The following is an 18,335-nucleotide window of genomic DNA, read 5'->3' on the forward strand; positions in this document are numbered from 1 at the left end:
GCATATCTTTTCTTATAATAGTTTTTCATTTGACACCCTCCAATCATTTGCAGTTTCATATAAGTTTAAAAGCCTACTGTATAGTCCCTGTGCAGATAGTAACGAATCGTTATCTCCTCTTTCCACAATCCTGCCATTCTCCAAAACGATGATTTCATCTACATTCCTTATGCTTGTCATCCTGTGGGCTATCATTATTACAGTCTTATCCTTCATCAGGTTCTTGAAGGCTTTTTGTAATTCGTACTCATTATCCGCATCTATAGCGGCGCTGGCTTCATCCATTATGACAATAGGCGAATTTTTAAGTATTGCTCTGGCTATAGCAATTCTTTGCTTTTCTCCTCCTGAAAGATATACTCCCTTTGAGCCGATAATTGTATTCTCGCCATCCTTAAACTTAGCGATAATTTCATCACAGCCCGCAAGGCTTAGAGCCTTTAATACCTCTTCTCTTCCAGCCTTTTCATCAGCAAGTGCAACATTGTCATATATCGACTTCTTAAACAGCTTACTGTCTTGAAATACGAATGAAATGCTCCGTATAATAGCTTCTTTTGAGTATTCTTCAAGTCTGTGGCCGCCTATCTTAATAGCTCCCTTATCCACCTTGTAAAATCCTGATAAAAGCTTTGCTATCGTAGACTTTCCTGAACCTGAGTGTCCCACCAGGGCATATATTCTCTTTTCCTTAAGTGAAAATGATAAATCTTCCAGAACTTTATTATCGCCATACGAAAAACTCACATTTTCAAATTCAATATCATAGTTGTCAAAGTCAGTTCTATCTCCGTATGAGAGCTTGTCTTCCTGCATCTTTTTGTACAATTCTTCTAAGTGGTCAATGGCAAAGTTAGCGTTATAAATATTCATGCTTGCCCACATTATCTTCATAAACGAAACCATGATTACGCCACTTATAAAAAATATCATAATAAGCTCAACCGCCATAAACTTCGGATTTTTTACCTCTGCAAGGAAGACGCTAAGCGGTATGCTTATAATTGCAATCAATCCTAGGAATATCAGCTGGTAGATAACATACGGCCTTTTACAAGAAATAGAATAATCAAGGGCATACTTTGAATAATCCGTAATAGCATCGTATAAAGCCTTAAATGACTTTAACCTGGTACCAAATATTTTAACAACCTGCATACCTCTGATATACTCAACAGTTTCTGAACTGAGTCTGTCAAGAGCTTCCTGATACTTTTTAAGAAAATCTTTGTTTCCCATCATCATGCACATAATTAGTCCACAAACAACCGATAATACTACAATGAGAATCCCCACTCTAATGCTTATTAAAAATGACAAGACCAGCGTGAAAATCGGAACCAGGAAGGCCTGTGAGTTGTCAGGCAGCATATGCGCTACAGCCATATGTGTCTTAGCCGCATTATCATCTATGGTTTTTCTGATATAACCTGATGAATTTAGGTCAAAGAATCTAAAGCTTGAGTCTGTAAGCCCATCGATTCCCCTCTTTCTAAGGTTTGTCTCAAGGCGGAATGCCAGCTTATGTGATACAATCCCTGATGTAAGATATAGGGCAGCACTTACACATAGAAAAACTACTATTTTAACCGAATACACTCCGGCATTCTCATAGTTATCATTTACGATAACTTCATTCAAAAACAAGTATATGTAGTAATATCCATATACCATTAAAAAGGCAGATACCGCCGATATTAATATTGCCAGATAGCCAAGCAGTTTAACCTCCGGTACATACCGGAATAATTTTTTATAAACTCCCATTACTGTTCTCCTTTCCCTTTTCAAACAAATAAACCATCATGTCCTCCAAATACCTCCTGTTCTTCTTAAAGTTCTCTCTAGCGTCTAATACATTAGATGCAAGTATTAATGCGTTTATGTAATCAGTTATAAACTGAAATACACTTGGATTAAACAGCCATTCTGACTCATTATCAAAGACTCCCTTAAAGCTATCCATAGTCTCAGCCTGTAAATCAAGCATCATGGCATTTAATTCCGGATTTCTTTTTTTAGCAATAAGAAACTCGACATAAAGAGGCATATAAGGATTATCATCAACAATCTTGTCTACAAGCTGTCTTGCCATAAACTGTATCTCCTCCCCTTCTTTACATTCGCTTAAATGCTCTTTTATGACATTGTTTCTGTACTCTATTCCAAACCTCATAATATCCTTAAATATCTCATTCACGCTCCCATAATAATGATATACACCCCCTTTAGATAAAGTAGTTCCGGCGATAATATCCTCCATAGTTGCCTTTTCCAGTCCCCTTTCGGTGATTACCTTTGCCGCTGAATTCATTATTTCTTTCTTCCTTTCAGCCGCAGCAAGCCTTTTTGTATCAGTCATATCGTCTACCTCCATTTATACCGACGCTATCGTCGGTAAGAATATTATAAAACTGTTAGACTAAGCTAACAATAGGTTTATTGAGAATAATTGTCAATAATTCAAAAAATTTTTCTATAAAAAAACACCCAGGTTATTCACCTGAGTGCCATAATAACTCTCCTTCATCAATGCCATCACTTCGTAGTTATACCAATCTCAACCTTTTCTTCTTTTGACAATTTTCTGCCTGAAAGAATCTCATCAACCTCCTTTGATGCCTCTTCTTCACTTAAAACCCTGTATATGGAAGTTACCATATCGTAAGACCAGTCATTACTTTTTTCACCACTTTTCTCAAAATAATCTCTGTCTATAGTTATTAACTTACCATCAGGAGAAATGTTACCGCTCACATTATACCTCCTTAGTGCAATATCAAGAGACAGCTTTAGCTTTCCTGATGAAAAATCGATTAAATAGCATTTTCTGTCTACATCATTATTCCTGATTATCATTAGTTTATCAGTATTTTCATTGTATAGGTTTACATCATAAAAGCTCTGAGGTGTCTTTAGGCACTCATCATCCATATCCCAGGAAGAAAGGCCTGAAGTACTGCTCCACTTAAATATGCTGTTTTTCTTGATTCCTCTTACTATTATTTCATCTTGTGCTTTTTCGACATTTATAATCTCGCCATTAATCTCCTCTATCCTCTTTCCTGTCTCAAGATTATACAAATATGCAGTTCCGGATAGCATATTCACCGCCACTATCTTAGAATCCTTAGACAGCTTAATATTTAATACATTATCTTTTATTTCGCTATAGTTCTTTATCAGTTTCAAATCGCCTACATCATAGACATTTAACCCCTCTACATTGTCCACTACAAAGATATTCTTTGAGTCATCAGAAAAGGTGATTACTGAAGCAGTATTATTTATCTGTATCATCCTTTTCTCATTCTTAACAAGGTCGTAAAGCTTAAGTGCCTTAGGTGCAGCATCAGATATATCCTGCTTAAATATCAGGGCATAATATCTGCCATCATTAGATATCTGGCAGAGATTTGTATTTTCTGAGAGAGAATACGTAGATGGTTCATCTACAACAATTTTCTTCATCGTCCTTGCGTCATCATCTGAAACTGCCAAGTCTTTACCATCAAAAAGCAAAAGATGTGAGCTGTCGTTTGAGCTAGCCATTATCCTTGCATTGATAGTATCAGCCTCTACCTTTGATTTTAACTCTATTATCTTAATCGTCTGGCTTTCGTGAGAATTCGCCAGTATCTTACTTCCGTCTTTTAAGAAAATGAATTCAGTTGGCACACCTCCACCATAACTAAGTCCGGATTCTACTACAGTCTTATCTCTCCAGATTGAATAATTCCCATTTTCACCAAAGCCCACTACAGTACCGGTTACATCATTATAGGTAAAATACCTCATATTTAAGTTTGGAAAATATATTTCATCTGTAACTTCACCACTTTTCCCGTCTAACATATATATTTTAGGGCTAGACTTAACTACAAGCTTATCACCATTTGTACTTTCCATAAGTAAGTTTGATTCGATGACATTATTCATTAGAAGGGGCTTCTTAAATACCTTTTTACCAGTATGTCTTGAAAGCTTCAGGACTTCTGAGTTTGTAAGTAAAAGGAGATTATCACCGTCTAGTGAGTATTTTGCCACCATATACGGCTTTTCAACTTCTGCTCCTCCAAGATCCTTCCCTTTTTGTCTCGGTATCACCTCAAGAATCTTACCATCAACCACATTTCTTCTTGTAAGCTGTTCTTCAGAGTTAGAGTTTAAGGCTACAAGCATTTCATTTCCATCTTTGCTTATATCAATTGATATTATCGGTTCATTTACCACAAATTCACCCAGTTTTTGCCAGTTAGCAGTATCATAAGTATAGAAAACTATGGCATTATTAGCATTTACAGCATAAAACAGCCTTGTACCATCCTCAGAGAACCTTGCAAGCATCGGGACTCCCTCTATCTCAAGCTTTGCAGCCTCTTTTCCACTCGCAAAATCATATATAATACAGCTATTGTCAAATGAGGCTGATGCAAGATATTTATTATCCTTTGAAAAATCAACCATTTTTACCTGCTGGCTATGCCCTGTAAATACCTTAAGAACCTCGCCATTTTGAACACTTGCTACTGCCGTATCATTGTTCTCAAGTCCATAAGCCACATATTTCTCATCATCGCTTACTGCCATAAAGGTAAGGTTGTTTTTAGTTGAAATGGTCGTGAGTGTAGACGCACCGCTGTGGTATAAGCTGCTGTTTAATATATACTCTTCATCGGCTTTTAGGGAAGAATAATACTTCATGTCCTCACTAATCATGCCCATAGCCTCTTTTGCAACCAGAACTCCCTTCAGATAATCTCCTTCTTTGAGGAATTCCTTAGAGGTCTTCATAAGTATATTGGCATTTGACTGTACAGCCTCTATCCTTGCCTGCTCCGCCTTTTGATAAGCATTTGCCATAAATATGCCAAAGAGCAAAAATGCTGCTCCTGATACAATAGATATATTTAATATTCTCTTACTTTTTCTCTCCTTATCCCTCTGTTTAAGGTCGCCAAAGGTACAGCCAAGGAGGGCTGCCATTATTCTGTACTTTTCAGTTTTTAATATATTAAATGATTCTTTTGTAAGCTCCTTAAGGCTCTGCCTGTCATTATCCTGTAGATAGGCATATCCCTTAAAATCAGCCTTTAATACCCTCTCAGGTCTTAAATCCGCTGCCAGTATCTCATACTCCGCTTCCTCATTACTACTTTCTTTTCCTCTTAGAGCCTCGGGAAAAGCCTCAAAAGGCTCACCCTCTACCAATACAGGGATAATTCTCTCTTCCCCGTGTATGCTCTTAAATATCTCGACCTCTTTCTTACACCACTCAGATAAAGGAGTACGCTTGGAGCAAATCACAATCAGATATCTACTGCTCTCAAGCGCCTCTCTAATAGAGGTGCTAAGGTCTCTTGCGGCTAATTCTTCTCTGTCTCTAAATACTCTAAATGTCGGTCTTTTGCCATTTTGATAAAACTCCTTAGGAGCCTTAAAAGTCTCTATCATCTGATGAACCTGTCTTGCTATGCTCTGGTCAGGCTCCACATGTCTATAACTTATAAAGGCTGTATACTTATATTCCTTCCCGTTATAGAAAGCTCCTGCTTCCTCCATCCTTTCAGATGAAGTGCTGTCTATATGCTCTTTTTCCATTTTATTTCTCCGTTTTAAACAAGGTAAATACCGATAACAAATCATACTCAGGATGACAGATGTCAAACTTCTCACCAATTATAATGTCCCAGTCATCTATGAGGCAGGGATGAGTTTTTAAGTCCTCATCCTTTTTTTCTCCATATACAAAATTCATAGCATAGTAGCTGTTGCACCACCTTTTATGCTCAAGCCTCGATAGAAAGTCCAGTATAGGGTTGTCACTTAAATACCCGCGAAATCTTATCTTAAACTCTTCCCAGTCTTCCTTCATAATTTTCTGCAAGTCTCCAAATTCCTCAAACTTTTTAGATAAATAATTCCTTATTTCATCATCAGAATTATTGAAAAAAATCTTTCTAAGTATTTCTTCTTTTACCTTACCATGGGTAGCAGAGAGTCTTGAAGACGTCCTCTTGACATAGGAAAGTTCATTCCAATTATTTCCATTTCCCATACCTGACATTTCCACAGCTTTATTATAGCTATCATTGAAAGACTTCGCCCTTGCATCCAGAGACTCCCTTATCATAATATCGCTTGTCATTATCTGCGAAACATCCCCAAATACAAGGATATTATCGCTGTTCTTTGGTAAAACATAGCTTAGGTCGATATTGGATACATTTCTTATTACCTTAGGAAGACTTCCAAAATATCCTGTCAATGTCTTTAGATATTTAAGGCTTTTTACCACATCCTCATCCATCATAAAAATAAGCGATAAATCTCCCTCATTTTTTATCTTGGTAATCCCCTCCTGCAGCGAGTTCCTACTGCTTCCAATATCAATAGCCTTTAAGTTCAAGGCATTTTTAAGTCCCTCATTTTTGTCAAGTATTGCTTCCATCTTAGAGTCCACTGCCTTGTCCATTATACTTACTTTGGTGTTTGCTTTAAGGCACAAGGTCATATCATTTGCAATGTGCTTCAATAAAACCTCAGTCAGTTCATTCACACCTAGAATGAGGATGTGCATATTTCTAATGCTTTCATTTATTTTTCCCAAAGAAATCACATTATCCATCTGTGACAGGTCATTAAGACTGCTTTTTAGGCTCTTAAAAACGCATTTATCCGACATAAGCATCCTAACAGTCAAATCCCTATGGTCAAAATGTACGGTATCTATCTTCTTAAGAACCTCTGCCTCCTCTCTCTCGCGGGTGATGACATCTTCGATGTATGAGGATACTGTCTTTGACTCACATTTTACATAACAGGTAATATTTCTTTTTGGCTTAATTCTCTTTATTACATTAGCATATAGAGCGTAGTTTTCAAGGTCTGCATCGGAGCAAAAAAACATATATTTAACTTTATTTATATTTACAGTATTTAAGAGCTCTCTTATCTCATTTTTACCGCTTTTTTCAAAATCAATCTGATATGTAGCTATACCCTTTTTCTCGTATTTAGCTTTAAGATTGTCATCAATAAACTGCCTTGATATAAGGGAAATCTTATACGGAGTCTTTTCATTCATCAGATTGGTGATTAACGTTTCCGACATAAGGCTTTTTTCAAAAATTAAAATATGATTTCTGCTAAACTTGTTGATTACTATGTTTTTCAGGTGCAGCAGGGTATTGGATATCTTGGTAAAAACGAAGGCTGATGTAAGTATCGGAGCCATCCATTTTGCAATTTCATACAGAATACTCGTGCTTTTTTCAGGTGATATCGGTGGGGTAAATAAAAACATTTTTAAAATGCCAAATAATACATTTGAAATCCTAAGAAAAGGATTCTCTATACTCTCACTATAGTATTCATAAAGACTCGTAAAGCTAAAAACAAGAGTCATAATGAGCAAGATAAAATATATTTTCTTCTTGTAGTAGGTTTTATTTTCCTTCATGATACCACCTTTTTATTCTAATGCTTTTAGTGTAATACAGTCCTATCAAAGCTATTCATATCCTTAACGCCTGTGTACATCATCATTTCTCTAAGTTCTTCATTCATTCTTGTCATCTTTTTAACTACGCCTTCTTTACCGTCTTTTAGCAAAGGAGGGAGGATGCCACGTCCGACAGAAACAGCGTCTGCTCCAATAGCAAGGGCCTTGTAAGCATCATATCCCGTATCCATTCCGCAGTCTACAAAGATTTTCATTGGTGAACTACCGACAGCTTCTTTAATCTTTGGAAGAATCTCTAAAGGTGCTATGGCAAAAGGAAGACGCCCATGATGATGTGATACAACTATGCCTGCGCAGCCTGCATCCCTCGCCTTAAGTGCATCCTGTACGGACAATACACCTTTTGCCACAAAAGGAAGTTTAGAAACACTTACATATTCCTTTAAGTCCTCAAAGCTAACCCTACCCATAGGGAAGCCGTCAACTACATCATATTTTCCATCTGTTCCGGGTACATGGTCAATATCCACGCCAACTGCAGTGCTTCCACATTCGATGGCGAATCTAATCTCTGATATGATTTTTTCCTTATCTGCAAATGGCTTGATAATGCGTACAGTATCAGGATTGTGACTTGTAATAGAGAGGTAAGCCTCATCATCCTCCATTCCTACCCAGTTCAGGCAGTTCATCTCTTTTGCAGCCAGACTGTATTCCTCCATAGGAGTACGGCCATTTTCCAATACTTTATTAAGATGTGAAAATGCAGGCGTCATTATAGGGGAAGCATATTTTTTCCCAAATATCTCTGTCGTAGTATCAACTTCCGTGCTGTCTATCACACGCATTTCAACGTGGATATTATCAAGAAAAGCACGATTGTACACATTGGCATCATCTGCCTTTCCACTGGTTACAGGTATTACACCCGGCTTACCCGGCCAGATATTTTTTGTTTCTTCCATAAAACCTCCTATTATCTCATTTAATTGATTTCGCAAAGCTTAGTGGGTTATAATTATCTGTAGTCTTGGCACATCATACAGATAATCTCTTATAATAAAAACTAAGAGCAACATAGACTACCAATGCTATTAATAAAAATAGAGAAATAAATGCCGAAACAAATTCCTCTTTTTCATCAGTATCTAAAATTTCCCTTATTTGCAACGGCACAGGGAAGCCTGTAGGACAATAAAAATACAAAATTACTCCCAGAGAAAAGACAGGGTTTTGCATTTTCTCAGGAAATACCAGGAAAAACGAGGCTATTATCCCACTACAAAATATGAGTCTGATAACTGCCAGCTTAAAAAGACTTGATAAATAGCCCTTCTTAAGCCTTATACTATAACCGAGGCTAAAAAGAATTAGTCCTGAAACAGGTGCTATTATCGCATTCATTGTATTTTCGTAGATCGAACCAAAGCTACTGCTTTGTGACAGCAGTCTCTGTAAGCCCGTCAAATTAGTAATCACCGCAAGCAGGGCCGCTATTACAAAGGGTGCTGAAATTACCTTTTTTACCAGTGGCAATAGTTTTAGCTCCTCTTTGCGCCTTATCTGCAGTACTGTCGGAACGAAAATAAAGTTAATCAGGATGCCCGCAAGGTCAAAGGGAATCAGATTTAAAATGTAGGATGAACCCACTATACTCAAATACAAGGGAAGAGCAACTGCCCCTCCCTCGCAAGTTAAGAGTAAAAACGGAGAAATCTCTCTAATATTCTCCGGCAATATCCTACATACCATCTTTCCAAAGAAATAAACAAGTATCCAGACAGTGATTAAATACACTATTTCCAGGGCAATATTCCTATCTAGTACAGAAGTTGCCACTATATGGTAAATGAGAAAAGGAAATAATATATCTAAGGCGATAGTCTTTAGTCCGTTATTTTGTTCGTGATTTATCCATCCTTTTTTTCTCGCATGTATACCTAGAAAAAGGATGAAAAACACTGGAAAAATCGTAGAAATTGCTTGCATATTATCCCTCATATATCGGATACTTCTTAGTCAGGCATGAAACCTTAGAAAGTATCTCTTCTTTGCTGTTTTCAAAATCAGTTGCAACCTTATAGAGGCAGTCTGCTATCACAGCCATATCCTCTTCTTTGAATCCTCTAGTAGTTACAGCAGGTGTGCCAATACGTACGCCTGAGGTTACAAATTTTGAGCGAGGATCATTAGGAACACTGTTCTTATTCAGAGTAATGTTTACTTCATCGCAGAGGTTCTGCATATCTTTACCTGATACCCCTTCAAAATTAGTTAAATCTACAAGCATAAGGTGGTTATCAGTACCTGAAGAAACCAGTTTAAATCCCCTCTTAATCATCTCGTCTGCAAGAGCTTTGGAATTCTTTACAACCTGCTCCTGGTAAGCCTTGTACTCAGGCTTAAGTGACTCACCAAAGCAAACAGCCTTAGCCGCAATTACATGTTCAAGTGGACCTCCCTGGATGCCCGGGAAGACTGCCTTATTAAAGTTGTACTTTTCTGCCGCTTCCGCTGTAGAAAGTATGATACCTCCCCTTGGACCACGCAATGTCTTATGAGTTGTGGATGTAACTATATCTGCATAAGGCACAGGACTTGGATGCACCCCTGCAGCAACAAGACCAGCTATATGAGCCATGTCTACAAAAAGCACAGCTCCTACCTCATCAGCGATTTCTCTAAACTTCTTAAAGTCTATCACTCTAGGATAGGCAGATGCACCTGCAATAATCATCTTAGGCTTGTGCTCCTTTGCAAGAGAGCGGATTTCATCATAATCTAAGAAGCCTTCGTCTGTTATTCCGTAAGGCACAATATTGTAAAAAAGTCCTGAGAAGTTAACCGGTGAGCCGTGTGTAAGGTGTCCACCGGCATCAAGGCTCATACCCATAATGGTATCTCCAGGGGAACATACAGCCATCGTAACTGCCATATTTGCCTGAGCTCCCGAATGTGGCTGTACATTGGCGTATTCTGCACCAAATAGCTTCTTAACTCTTTCAATAGCAAGTGATTCCAATACGTCCACTTCCTGACATCCCCCATAATAGCGCTTTCCAGGATATCCTTCGGCATATTTATTGGTAAGAATAGTTCCCATAGTAACCATGGATGCTGTAGACAAAATGTTTTCTGAAGCAATCAGCTCAATATTATTCTGCTGCCTCTCATACTCAGCTATTATCCCTACTCCAACCTCCGGATCCATCTCACGGATGTAATTCATAATCTCTTTAACCATGCTTCCTCCTCCAATCAAATGTGTTTTAGTTTACACTATATAGACCATTATATGTGTTTATAGCTGTATAGTAAATTAGGAAAAACTTATTACCCCTTATAACTTAATTATCTTTAACGAGTCTTATTGTTTATCAAAAAGTATTTAATCATTGCTTCTCGCCTCTTTTGTTATATTGATATTTACTTCTAAATAAGCAGACTATTTGCATCAAGCAAAAATTCCTTAACACCAATCATCAGGTATCCGTTCTCATCATATCGAGGTTTCATGCTTTTTTCAACAATAATTATTTTCTTAAACGAATCATTTGTTCGTTCAAGTGACTTTGTCTCCTGTTCATACTTTTCTTTATTCGGAATAGAGTATGCAGACTGGATATAATATTTTTTACTACCTAAGACAGCAATGAAATCTATCTCTCTCTGCACTCGAAATTCTTTACCACTTGTATCCTTTTCTCTTGTTTCCACAGTTCCAACATCTACCTGATAGCCTCTAAATCTTAATTCATTGTATATTATATTCTCCATAAGATGAGTTTCTTCAATCTGCCTAAATGACAAGCGGGCGTTTCGTAGTCCCACATCCTCAAAGTATATTTTATATGGTGTACCTATATACTTTCTCCCTTTTACGTTATACCTTTTTACACGAGACAGCATAAAAGCCTCTTCTGCATGACCGATATATTTATCCACCGTTGACGCGCTAATGTTGATTCCATGCACGGAGCCCATAGTATCCGCAATTTTTTTCGGATTAGTAAGCGTAGATATCCCAGATGCAATGACATCCATAACTTCTCCTAGAATCGATTCGTCCTGAACTGAATATCTATTAACTATATCCCTAATATATACATTCTTCATCTGAGAAATCAGATAATTAGTCTTTTGTTCTTCAGTAGACATAAGTGCAACCGCAGGAAGTCCACCATATACTGAGTAATCATCATAAGCATCACTTTTATCTCCCTGCTTGTATGCATAGTATTCAGAAAAAGACAATGGGAGTACATGTATCTCATCTCCTCTTCCTTCAAACTCAGTTATTATATCTTTTGATAAAAACTTAGAATTACTTCCAGTCACATATACATCTACATTTTCTTTTCGTATAAATCCATTTAATACTGACTCAAAAGCGCCAAGTTTCTGAACCTCATCCAGTAAAAGATAGTATATTCCGTCTCCACTAATTTGTGGCATTAACCAGTTTAAAAACTTGGATGGATCCACCTTACGTTCTTCCTTTTCATTATCGAGAACTATCGGATTCTCACCAATTTTCAACAAATCTTGTGCAGTATCAAAAGCAAATCTTATGATATGGCTTTCATCTATACTGTTGGAAATCAAATGGTTATAAAACAATGTATTTAACAGGTAGGACTTACCACTTCTTCTTATCCCGGTAATTACCTTTATAAAGCCATTATGTTTTCTTACAATGAGCCGTTCAAGGTAAACATCTCTTTTTATTTCCACATCAACCTCCATTTAATATTTTTGCCACTACCGTCACTTTTATAAAATATTATACCATTTTTTACAACTGTTTCAAGCCTTTCATTTAATATTTTTGCCGTTACCATCACTTTTATAAAATGAGCATGCGATAATTTGCCAGTTTCCACCAATCATATCTTTGTCTTCTTTTACCTTACGAAATTTGTTTCCTGGTGTTCTTCCTTTTCAGGTAAACCGTACTTTTCCTTTCCAAGTGCTATACTTTTCATGAGAAATGTCATATTTCTGGCAAGAACTCTCATTGTCTGCAGCCCTTCCGCATCCTGCATAGCCTCGCCTTTTTCTGTTCCATGAATGCTGTTCCAGTACTGGCTGGATGCAACAGGCATACCACAAATAGTAAAATACTTATTAAGCTCATCGAAGGTTGAAGACAGTCCTCCTCTTCTTGCACAGACTACACTGGCACCAACTTTCATTGACTTATCAAAGTGTGAGCTATAAAACAGCCTATCAAGACAGGCTATAAGTGTCGCATTTGCAGAAGCGTAATACACCGGAGATGCCACTACCAAGCCATCTGCCGCTTCCAACTTTGGAGCTAGTTCATTTACAATATCATTAAAGACACATTTTCCTTTTTCATAACAATATCCGCAGGCTATGCAGCCTCGTATATCTTTGTTTCCAATCTGAACTACTTCAGTTTCTACACCTTCCTTCTCAAACACCCTTACCATCTCATCAAGGGCAATGCTTGTATTTCCCTTGACACGTGGGCTTCCATTGATAATTAAAACTTTAGGCATAATTATTATCCTTCCTTACACTATAAGTATCTGTGTATATCATTTTCTTTCCTGCTATGACCTCTGCTTCATAGGGCAGCTTACTTCTGTAGCATCATCCCTCCAAATATGCTTCTCGGGATTACACCATCCACTTATATAATCTAACATATCTCCAATCCATGCTTTAGATAATCCATCCTGTAAACCATCGTAATATTGAAGAAATACGTTATATGTATCTCCCTTACTAATACCCATATCATGAATTCTAACTAAAATATCATACCCCTGCTTACCATAGTCATAGTAGTTTGCCTCTGTGATATCATTAGAAAGTTGTTTTAACTCAGTAAATAAATGTTCAAAATCATCCATTATATCACCTCTAAATTCTTTTCAGTTGCATTTAAGTTGGAAAACTACATTTCAATTTCATCAACAAGCCTTTAAGTTTAATCTCCTTGACTAGTCCACAGTTTCATAATAACATCAAGGGCAAAGAAATGGGTTTTCACAGTGTAGGGTTTATTCCTGAAAGGACTTGCTCGTTTCTTTTTTTATATCACACATATTTAATATACGCAATACTATCAGTTTGATATATTTGCCAATATTATATCCATATTAGAATAGAACAGCGGCAAATTAAGTTTTTTTAACTTCCCAGTCTCATAAACACTTTTACAACCATACATAATATCCGCTAAATCATTGTGTAAAGTCATGATTCTTCGTGTAAGTTCATTGTTTTTAAACATCATCTTCAAGATTATGCCCGCGGGCCTTGCGGGTATTCTATATGGTAAAAGTTCATTTTTATATGGCCTTAAATCTACCCCTCTCGCCTCTACCACCTTAACAGTTTCTCTTATCGTTTTTACTGCAATAGCAAGCATTTGTGGGCTGTTCATTAGGTTTATGGCAAGCTGTTTTGGTTTATTGATATTTCCTCCCTGTGCAGCAGAAGAGGTAACCCCTGCATTGATTGCCATATGAATCCATATCCACTCTACCATGTCGTAAGGAATTTCTGTTTTCAAATCTGCGGATACAAGAAGTTCTATTAAAGAACTGTAATTAGTGATATTTGATTTTCTTTCGCTTTCAATCATTATATGGTTAAATAACACACAATCAAGCATATTCTGCGTCATACTTCCACCAGCTGTAGGAAAACCTATAATATAGCTATAATCACCAACTATTTTTTCAATTTCTTCACGACTATACCAAAAGTTGCAGAATAAAATCAGGCTTCCTGTAATATTGTTTTTATTGAGTGTAGTTATAGCGTCCTTTATTTTACCGCTTGCCACACTCAAAATAATGAAATCATACTCTGTATTTGGCTTTGCAATATTCACTATATATTTATCTGATTTTTCTTCTCCTTTTTTAGCATAGCGGCCATCCAATATTTTGACGTCTAGGCTTGATGGGACATTGGGGTTATTCATCTCTCTAAGCAAATGTTCAACTTGATGACCCGCTTTTTTGAACACATACCCATAAGTTGTACCTATTACACCTAGACCTAAAATACATATCTTCATTTATCCTTACTCCTTATGTTTCAATTTAGTTATTACTCTATCTGATATCATTACAAAAACATATGCCCTTTATAGTATGCCTATTCATCCTGCCTTTTCGCTTCTATTTTCCAACCTATAATCCAGGCAATGACTAGAAGATAATTCTCTAAAGCACCAATTAAATTAACAATTTGATGCACCTGTAGATAATGTATTAAATGATTAGTCCCAATACCTATTCCACCTAGAATAAGAGCAAGTAAAATTGATTTAAGATAAATCCAGTTGTAATTCCTATAAGCAGTAATCAATATAACTAATACCGCAATATTCCAAAAGCCAATTTCTCTTTGCCACCCTGTAGAAATGCCATAAGCAGCATTTCTTCCCATATATTCAGGAGCGAAAATCTGAAGCAATGCTGCCCCGGATATCGCAATGATAAGAATTATAAATAGTACTCTCAAATAAGTACTCATTTTTTTCTGATTCATTGACTTAACCTCCTTATAATCATAAATAGCTTTCTTCAATACTTGGATTTAGGCAGGAGAATGAACTTGTCCCTCCAATAAAAACTCACTTATAAAACTCATTGTTCCTTCCTTTGCCCCAAGCGACTTCTCTAGCATATCTACATACACCTCAATATCCTTGTTGCTGTAAGCCCCATAATCGAACATATTCTGACTCATAATCAGCAACATTTTAACTCTCTCTTCAACATTGGTACACGCAAATATTCCCTGCGCTATCCCTTCTCTTACAATATCTGAAAGAATAGGAACTGCCACTTCAACAATTTTCTTGCCGATTTTATCGTGCATTACAATATTTTCTTTTCTTTCCAACACATCTGTTATAACAGACTCATCTTTGTTAGGCTGAAAAGCATACACGACTGAAGCCAGTTTCTGCGGTATAGGCACAGGATTCATAAGAGCTGCTTTCGCTATATTTTCAGCTTTCTCAATCATCATTTCAATAACTGCTTCCAATGTTGCCTCTTTACTTTCAAAATAGTAATAGTATGTTCCCTTTGCAATACCCGCCTCTATAATAATATCGTCTACGCTTGTATTCTCATAGCCTTTTTCAATGAACATACGATATGCAATATTTAGCAGATCTTGCTTTCTTCGCTCACCTTTCTTCATATTCACACCTCACCCTCGACTTTAAGTCGGTTTTTATAATATAACACCAATTTGTTTTTGTCAATATTTTTTCGACTTTTAGTCGATAATAGTTATTAAAATTTTTCAACAAGCATTTACTATTTATAAATACTAGCTTAAATCAGTAATCTCCCACACAAACTTTCACCTGAAATAAGACAATATTTACATACAACAAAAAAAGATACACACTCTCACTAATATGTGTATCTTGTGAAACTCAAAGAATTCTTGAATATAATAGCACAACGGATAAGCGCGATAATACTTTTGCTGTAACCCCATAATCGTTAACGAACTGTCTTGTCACTCCCGAAACTTTAGCCAAAAATCGCAACAATCATCGCCTCGTCCTAAAGTCTTTGTTCGCCACCAGAACAATTTTGGATTTAGGTTACCGTATCCTGCGTCATCTCCATCGCAAAATGCCATTGTAATTTCAGGACAGCCGTAGCGTTTGCAGGTATCAAAGTATGGACAGCGAACCATATTGAAGCGTGCTTCATTACCACAGCTTTCAGGAAACTCATAGATAAATCCCGCATCTGTACCAAAACTTTTCTGTATTATTTTAAGGAAGATCTTTGGCATCTTCTTTTCTAACCTAAATAGTTTTATTATCCTCTGAAGATGTGGCTCAAGCTTTTTGGCGAGACGTTGAAAATACTCACGAATGTACCACACAGCCTTTTCCTTTTCAACGCCTTCTGCTAGTAAAGCTTCATATACTGCAATACAAGGATAAATACGCTTATAAGTATGAGCTTTGAGAGCTTTCGAATCATTGCTGTTTTCGGCACACAACTCCTCAAGCCTTTTTTGTGCATTCTTTTTGATTTTATCTGCTTTAACTTTACCAATATCATCTGCTGCAATATCACAAACACTTCTGATTATTTTATTAAGTTTCATTGCATCCCTCCAAAGCAAATTTACTATTTTATGACTTTACAGTCAGTTTAATAGACAATAATCGTTCAAGTTAAATGCATGTATTCGGCTTAAATAGTTTACAATTTTGATTTTATCTCGCCCACCAACTCGTGTACCGTTGTACAAGGACACATCTCTATCAAATACAATCCAAGGAACTCTATATTGCGCATCATAAGCTGTAAGTTCCAGGCATTTATCAATCATTATCCGTGTTTTTGTTTCTATAACTTTAATAACAAGTTTATTTCTTACGCCCACCTTCAATGATTGATGAAGCCCTGTAAAGAAGCACCGCTCAGTAGCCTCCGTATCCGTAACAATCAGATAGTAGCCTAGTTCCGGATTTTTAAGTTTTCTACTCTGTTCACGATTTTTCCTAATACCTGACCTATCTATTTTCGCCATGCTATTCCTCCTTTAAAATATCTATACTCTTTAAGGTAGGAATCGCGCCATACTTCCCTATCAGATAATTTTTCTCATAGCTTTCGTCCTTTCGGATACGAGCTCCATCTTCATCCACAAAATCTGCTAATGAATACAGGGCAGAGACACCTTTTTCATCCTTTTCAACAAACCAGATTTCATCACGTCTCAATAGCTGGTTAGATAATTGCCAGGTATCATGCGTAGTAAATATAATTTGTGCGTGATTAACGTTAATTTCAGGATTCAAAAATATAAGCAAAAAATTCCTAACAAGCAATGGATGTAAACGTGCATTTAACTCATCTATGAAGAAAACACTTCCTTTTTCCAAAACTTCTTGAAGCTCAGGATATAGTGCAAACATTTTTAGCGTTCCTGCTGATTCCCCTCCCAGGGGAATTTCAGCCATTTCATCTGAGTCATTCATCTTATGAAGTGCAATTATTTTGTAAGCCTCTTCTTTAGTCTCTCCCTCTAGAGGTACTTTTTCAATTCGAAAGTCTTTAATATGTTCATCGAACGAAGAAAAATAATCAATTATCTTTTGCTGTACACTTTTGTCTTCTACAAATCCCTTAGGCAGCCTTCTTGACAAAAAGAAATTGGTAAATGGATTTCCAAAATCAGCAAATTCATTTGCTAAAAACCAATCTCTAATTACTTTACACTTGCCAATTTTTAATTTTGCACCTAACGAAACAATGAGAACCTGCTTTTCTAAAGCAACATTGATATTCTCTCTGCTACTTTTAGGTATTCCTGATAAATCTAGCTCGTCAGCAGTCTTTCCACGATAAAATACAGTACTGTATTTTCTAGCGGTTTTTGCCTTTGAATTAAGCCATTCCTCTGTCACACCCTCTTTATTTATACAAAATCCATAGTTAAAAACCTTTTCTGTCTTATCATCAGGCAATGTAAAATAAACCTCAAAACTTGATTCATCATTAATGGATTTTGAGTCAAATAAAAAAGGCGTTGGGCTAAACTCTTCAAACTTTTCATCTTCATCACCATATTTAAAGGATTCAGAAACATAGTTTGACATATACCCAAAGGCGTTGTAAATATTAGACTTTCCACTTGCATTTGCTCCGTAAATAGCTGCAACAGGCAATATCTTTTCGCTGCCTATGGTAACTACTCTCTCAGAAAACTCTGTCATCTTTGTTGCAGATAAATCCAAAGTTGCCTCTTCCTTAAATGATTTATAATTTTTAAAACTAAACTGAATCAACATATTATTTACCTCACATCCTTTCCTGCTTATTATTATATACTGTTT

At 36.6% G+C, this 18,335-nt stretch carries 16 protein-coding genes; all 16 read right to left on the reverse strand.

Translation table 11 applies throughout. The features are described from left to right. Window positions 1-12: 12 nt before the first annotated feature. The 16 genes from ACO6HM_RS11295 to ACO6HM_RS11370 all read right to left on the reverse strand — a co-directional run bounded on the left by ACO6HM_RS11295 (window position 13) and on the right by ACO6HM_RS11370 (window position 18,290). Window positions 13-1,767 carry an ABC transporter ATP-binding protein gene (locus ACO6HM_RS11295; RefSeq protein ID WP_485391141.1) on the reverse strand — a complete coding sequence of 585 codons (1,755 nt, stop codon included), beginning with the start codon at window positions 1,765-1,767 and terminating at the stop codon, window positions 13-15. After that, on the reverse strand, window positions 1,754-2,362 hold the full coding sequence (locus ACO6HM_RS11300; protein ID WP_485391142.1) for a TetR/AcrR family transcriptional regulator: 609 nt from the start codon (window positions 2,360-2,362) through the stop codon (window positions 1,754-1,756). Before ACO6HM_RS11300 ends, ACO6HM_RS11295 begins: the two co-directional genes overlap by 14 nt. A 176-nt stretch (window positions 2,363-2,538) precedes the next feature. Continuing rightward, entirely contained in the window at window positions 2,539-5,601 is a 3,063-nt protein-coding gene (locus ACO6HM_RS11305; RefSeq protein WP_485391143.1) for a toll/interleukin-1 receptor domain-containing protein, read from the reverse strand. Between the two features lies 1 nt (window position 5,602). Then, window positions 5,603-7,462 carry a hypothetical protein gene (locus ACO6HM_RS11310; RefSeq protein ID WP_485391144.1) on the reverse strand — a complete coding sequence of 620 codons (1,860 nt, stop codon included), beginning with the start codon at window positions 7,460-7,462 and terminating at the stop codon, window positions 5,603-5,605. Between the two features lie 26 nt (window positions 7,463-7,488). Then, window positions 7,489-8,430: an alpha-hydroxy-acid oxidizing protein gene (locus tag ACO6HM_RS11315; protein WP_485391145.1), complete on the reverse strand. Its 942-nt coding sequence runs from the start codon at window positions 8,428-8,430 to the stop codon at window positions 7,489-7,491. A 73-nt stretch (window positions 8,431-8,503) separates the two neighbouring features. Further along, window positions 8,504-9,454 carry an AEC family transporter gene (locus ACO6HM_RS11320; RefSeq protein ID WP_485391146.1) on the reverse strand — a complete coding sequence of 317 codons (951 nt, stop codon included), beginning with the start codon at window positions 9,452-9,454 and terminating at the stop codon, window positions 8,504-8,506. A gap of 1 nt (window position 9,455) precedes the next feature. Beyond that, complete coding sequence (locus tag ACO6HM_RS11325) at window positions 9,456-10,709, reverse strand: serine hydroxymethyltransferase (RefSeq protein ID WP_485391147.1); 1,254 nt, start codon at window positions 10,707-10,709, stop codon at window positions 9,456-9,458. A 188-nt stretch (window positions 10,710-10,897) separates the two neighbouring features. Continuing rightward, window positions 10,898-12,211 carry an ATP-binding protein gene (locus ACO6HM_RS11330; RefSeq protein ID WP_485391148.1) on the reverse strand — a complete coding sequence of 438 codons (1,314 nt, stop codon included), beginning with the start codon at window positions 12,209-12,211 and terminating at the stop codon, window positions 10,898-10,900. Window positions 12,212-12,369: 158 nt separating this feature from the next. Further along, window positions 12,370-12,990: a flavodoxin family protein gene (locus tag ACO6HM_RS11335; protein ID WP_485391149.1), complete on the reverse strand. Its 621-nt coding sequence runs from the start codon at window positions 12,988-12,990 to the stop codon at window positions 12,370-12,372. A gap of 54 nt (window positions 12,991-13,044) precedes the next feature. Next, window positions 13,045-13,347, reverse strand: coding sequence for a trafficking protein particle complex subunit (locus ACO6HM_RS11340; protein WP_485374577.1), 303 nt, complete (start codon window positions 13,345-13,347; stop codon window positions 13,045-13,047). A gap of 215 nt (window positions 13,348-13,562) precedes the next feature. After that, a complete protein-coding gene (locus ACO6HM_RS11345; protein ID WP_485391150.1) occupies window positions 13,563-14,525 on the reverse strand; it encodes a ketopantoate reductase family protein in 963 nt (320 codons plus the stop codon). 80 nt (window positions 14,526-14,605) lie between these two features. Next, window positions 14,606-15,001, reverse strand: a complete 396-nt coding sequence (locus ACO6HM_RS11350) for a hypothetical protein (protein WP_485391151.1) — start codon at window positions 14,999-15,001, stop codon at window positions 14,606-14,608. A gap of 48 nt (window positions 15,002-15,049) precedes the next feature. Then, a complete protein-coding gene (locus ACO6HM_RS11355; RefSeq protein ID WP_485391152.1) occupies window positions 15,050-15,664 on the reverse strand; it encodes a TetR/AcrR family transcriptional regulator in 615 nt (204 codons plus the stop codon). 327 nt (window positions 15,665-15,991) lie between these two features. Beyond that, entirely contained in the window at window positions 15,992-16,597 is a 606-nt protein-coding gene (locus ACO6HM_RS11360; protein ID WP_485391153.1) for an L-2-amino-thiazoline-4-carboxylic acid hydrolase, read from the reverse strand. A 42-nt stretch (window positions 16,598-16,639) separates the two neighbouring features. Then, a complete protein-coding gene (locus tag ACO6HM_RS11365) occupies window positions 16,640-17,026 on the reverse strand; it encodes a hypothetical protein (RefSeq protein ID WP_485391154.1) in 387 nt (128 codons plus the stop codon). A 1-nt stretch (window position 17,027) separates the two neighbouring features. Beyond that, entirely contained in the window at window positions 17,028-18,290 is a 1,263-nt protein-coding gene (locus ACO6HM_RS11370; RefSeq protein WP_485391155.1) for an AAA family ATPase, read from the reverse strand. Window positions 18,291-18,335 lie beyond the last annotated feature (45 nt).

Source organism: Catonella sp., assembly GCF_057250765.1.

Coding starts and splice junctions, on each gene's coding strand:
- ACO6HM_RS11325 (WP_485391147.1), bottom strand. CDS start 10,709: ATGGTTAAAGAGATTATGAATTACATCCGTGAGATGGATCCGGAGGTT.
- ACO6HM_RS11350 (WP_485391151.1), bottom strand. CDS start 15,001: ATGAATCAGAAAAAAATGAGTACTTATTTGAGAGTACTATTTATAATT.
- ACO6HM_RS11340 (WP_485374577.1), bottom strand. CDS start 13,347: ATGGATGATTTTGAACATTTATTTACTGAGTTAAAACAACTTTCTAAT.
- ACO6HM_RS11295 (WP_485391141.1), bottom strand. CDS start 1,767: ATGGGAGTTTATAAAAAATTATTCCGGTATGTACCGGAGGTTAAACTG.
- ACO6HM_RS11320 (WP_485391146.1), bottom strand. CDS start 9,454: ATGCAAGCAATTTCTACGATTTTTCCAGTGTTTTTCATCCTTTTTCTA.
- ACO6HM_RS11315 (WP_485391145.1), bottom strand. CDS start 8,430: ATGGAAGAAACAAAAAATATCTGGCCGGGTAAGCCGGGTGTAATACCT.
- ACO6HM_RS11360 (WP_485391153.1), bottom strand. CDS start 16,597: ATGAAACTTAATAAAATAATCAGAAGTGTTTGTGATATTGCAGCAGAT.
- ACO6HM_RS11330 (WP_485391148.1), bottom strand. CDS start 12,211: ATGGAGGTTGATGTGGAAATAAAAAGAGATGTTTACCTTGAACGGCTC.
- ACO6HM_RS11370 (WP_485391155.1), bottom strand. CDS start 18,290: ATGTTGATTCAGTTTAGTTTTAAAAATTATAAATCATTTAAGGAAGAG.
- ACO6HM_RS11305 (WP_485391143.1), bottom strand. CDS start 5,601: ATGGAAAAAGAGCATATAGACAGCACTTCATCTGAAAGGATGGAGGAA.
- ACO6HM_RS11365 (WP_485391154.1), bottom strand. CDS start 17,026: ATGGCGAAAATAGATAGGTCAGGTATTAGGAAAAATCGTGAACAGAGT.
- ACO6HM_RS11345 (WP_485391150.1), bottom strand. CDS start 14,525: ATGAAGATATGTATTTTAGGTCTAGGTGTAATAGGTACAACTTATGGG.
- ACO6HM_RS11310 (WP_485391144.1), bottom strand. CDS start 7,462: ATGAAGGAAAATAAAACCTACTACAAGAAGAAAATATATTTTATCTTG.
- ACO6HM_RS11300 (WP_485391142.1), bottom strand. CDS start 2,362: ATGACTGATACAAAAAGGCTTGCTGCGGCTGAAAGGAAGAAAGAAATA.
- ACO6HM_RS11335 (WP_485391149.1), bottom strand. CDS start 12,990: ATGCCTAAAGTTTTAATTATCAATGGAAGCCCACGTGTCAAGGGAAAT.
- ACO6HM_RS11355 (WP_485391152.1), bottom strand. CDS start 15,664: ATGAAGAAAGGTGAGCGAAGAAAGCAAGATCTGCTAAATATTGCATAT.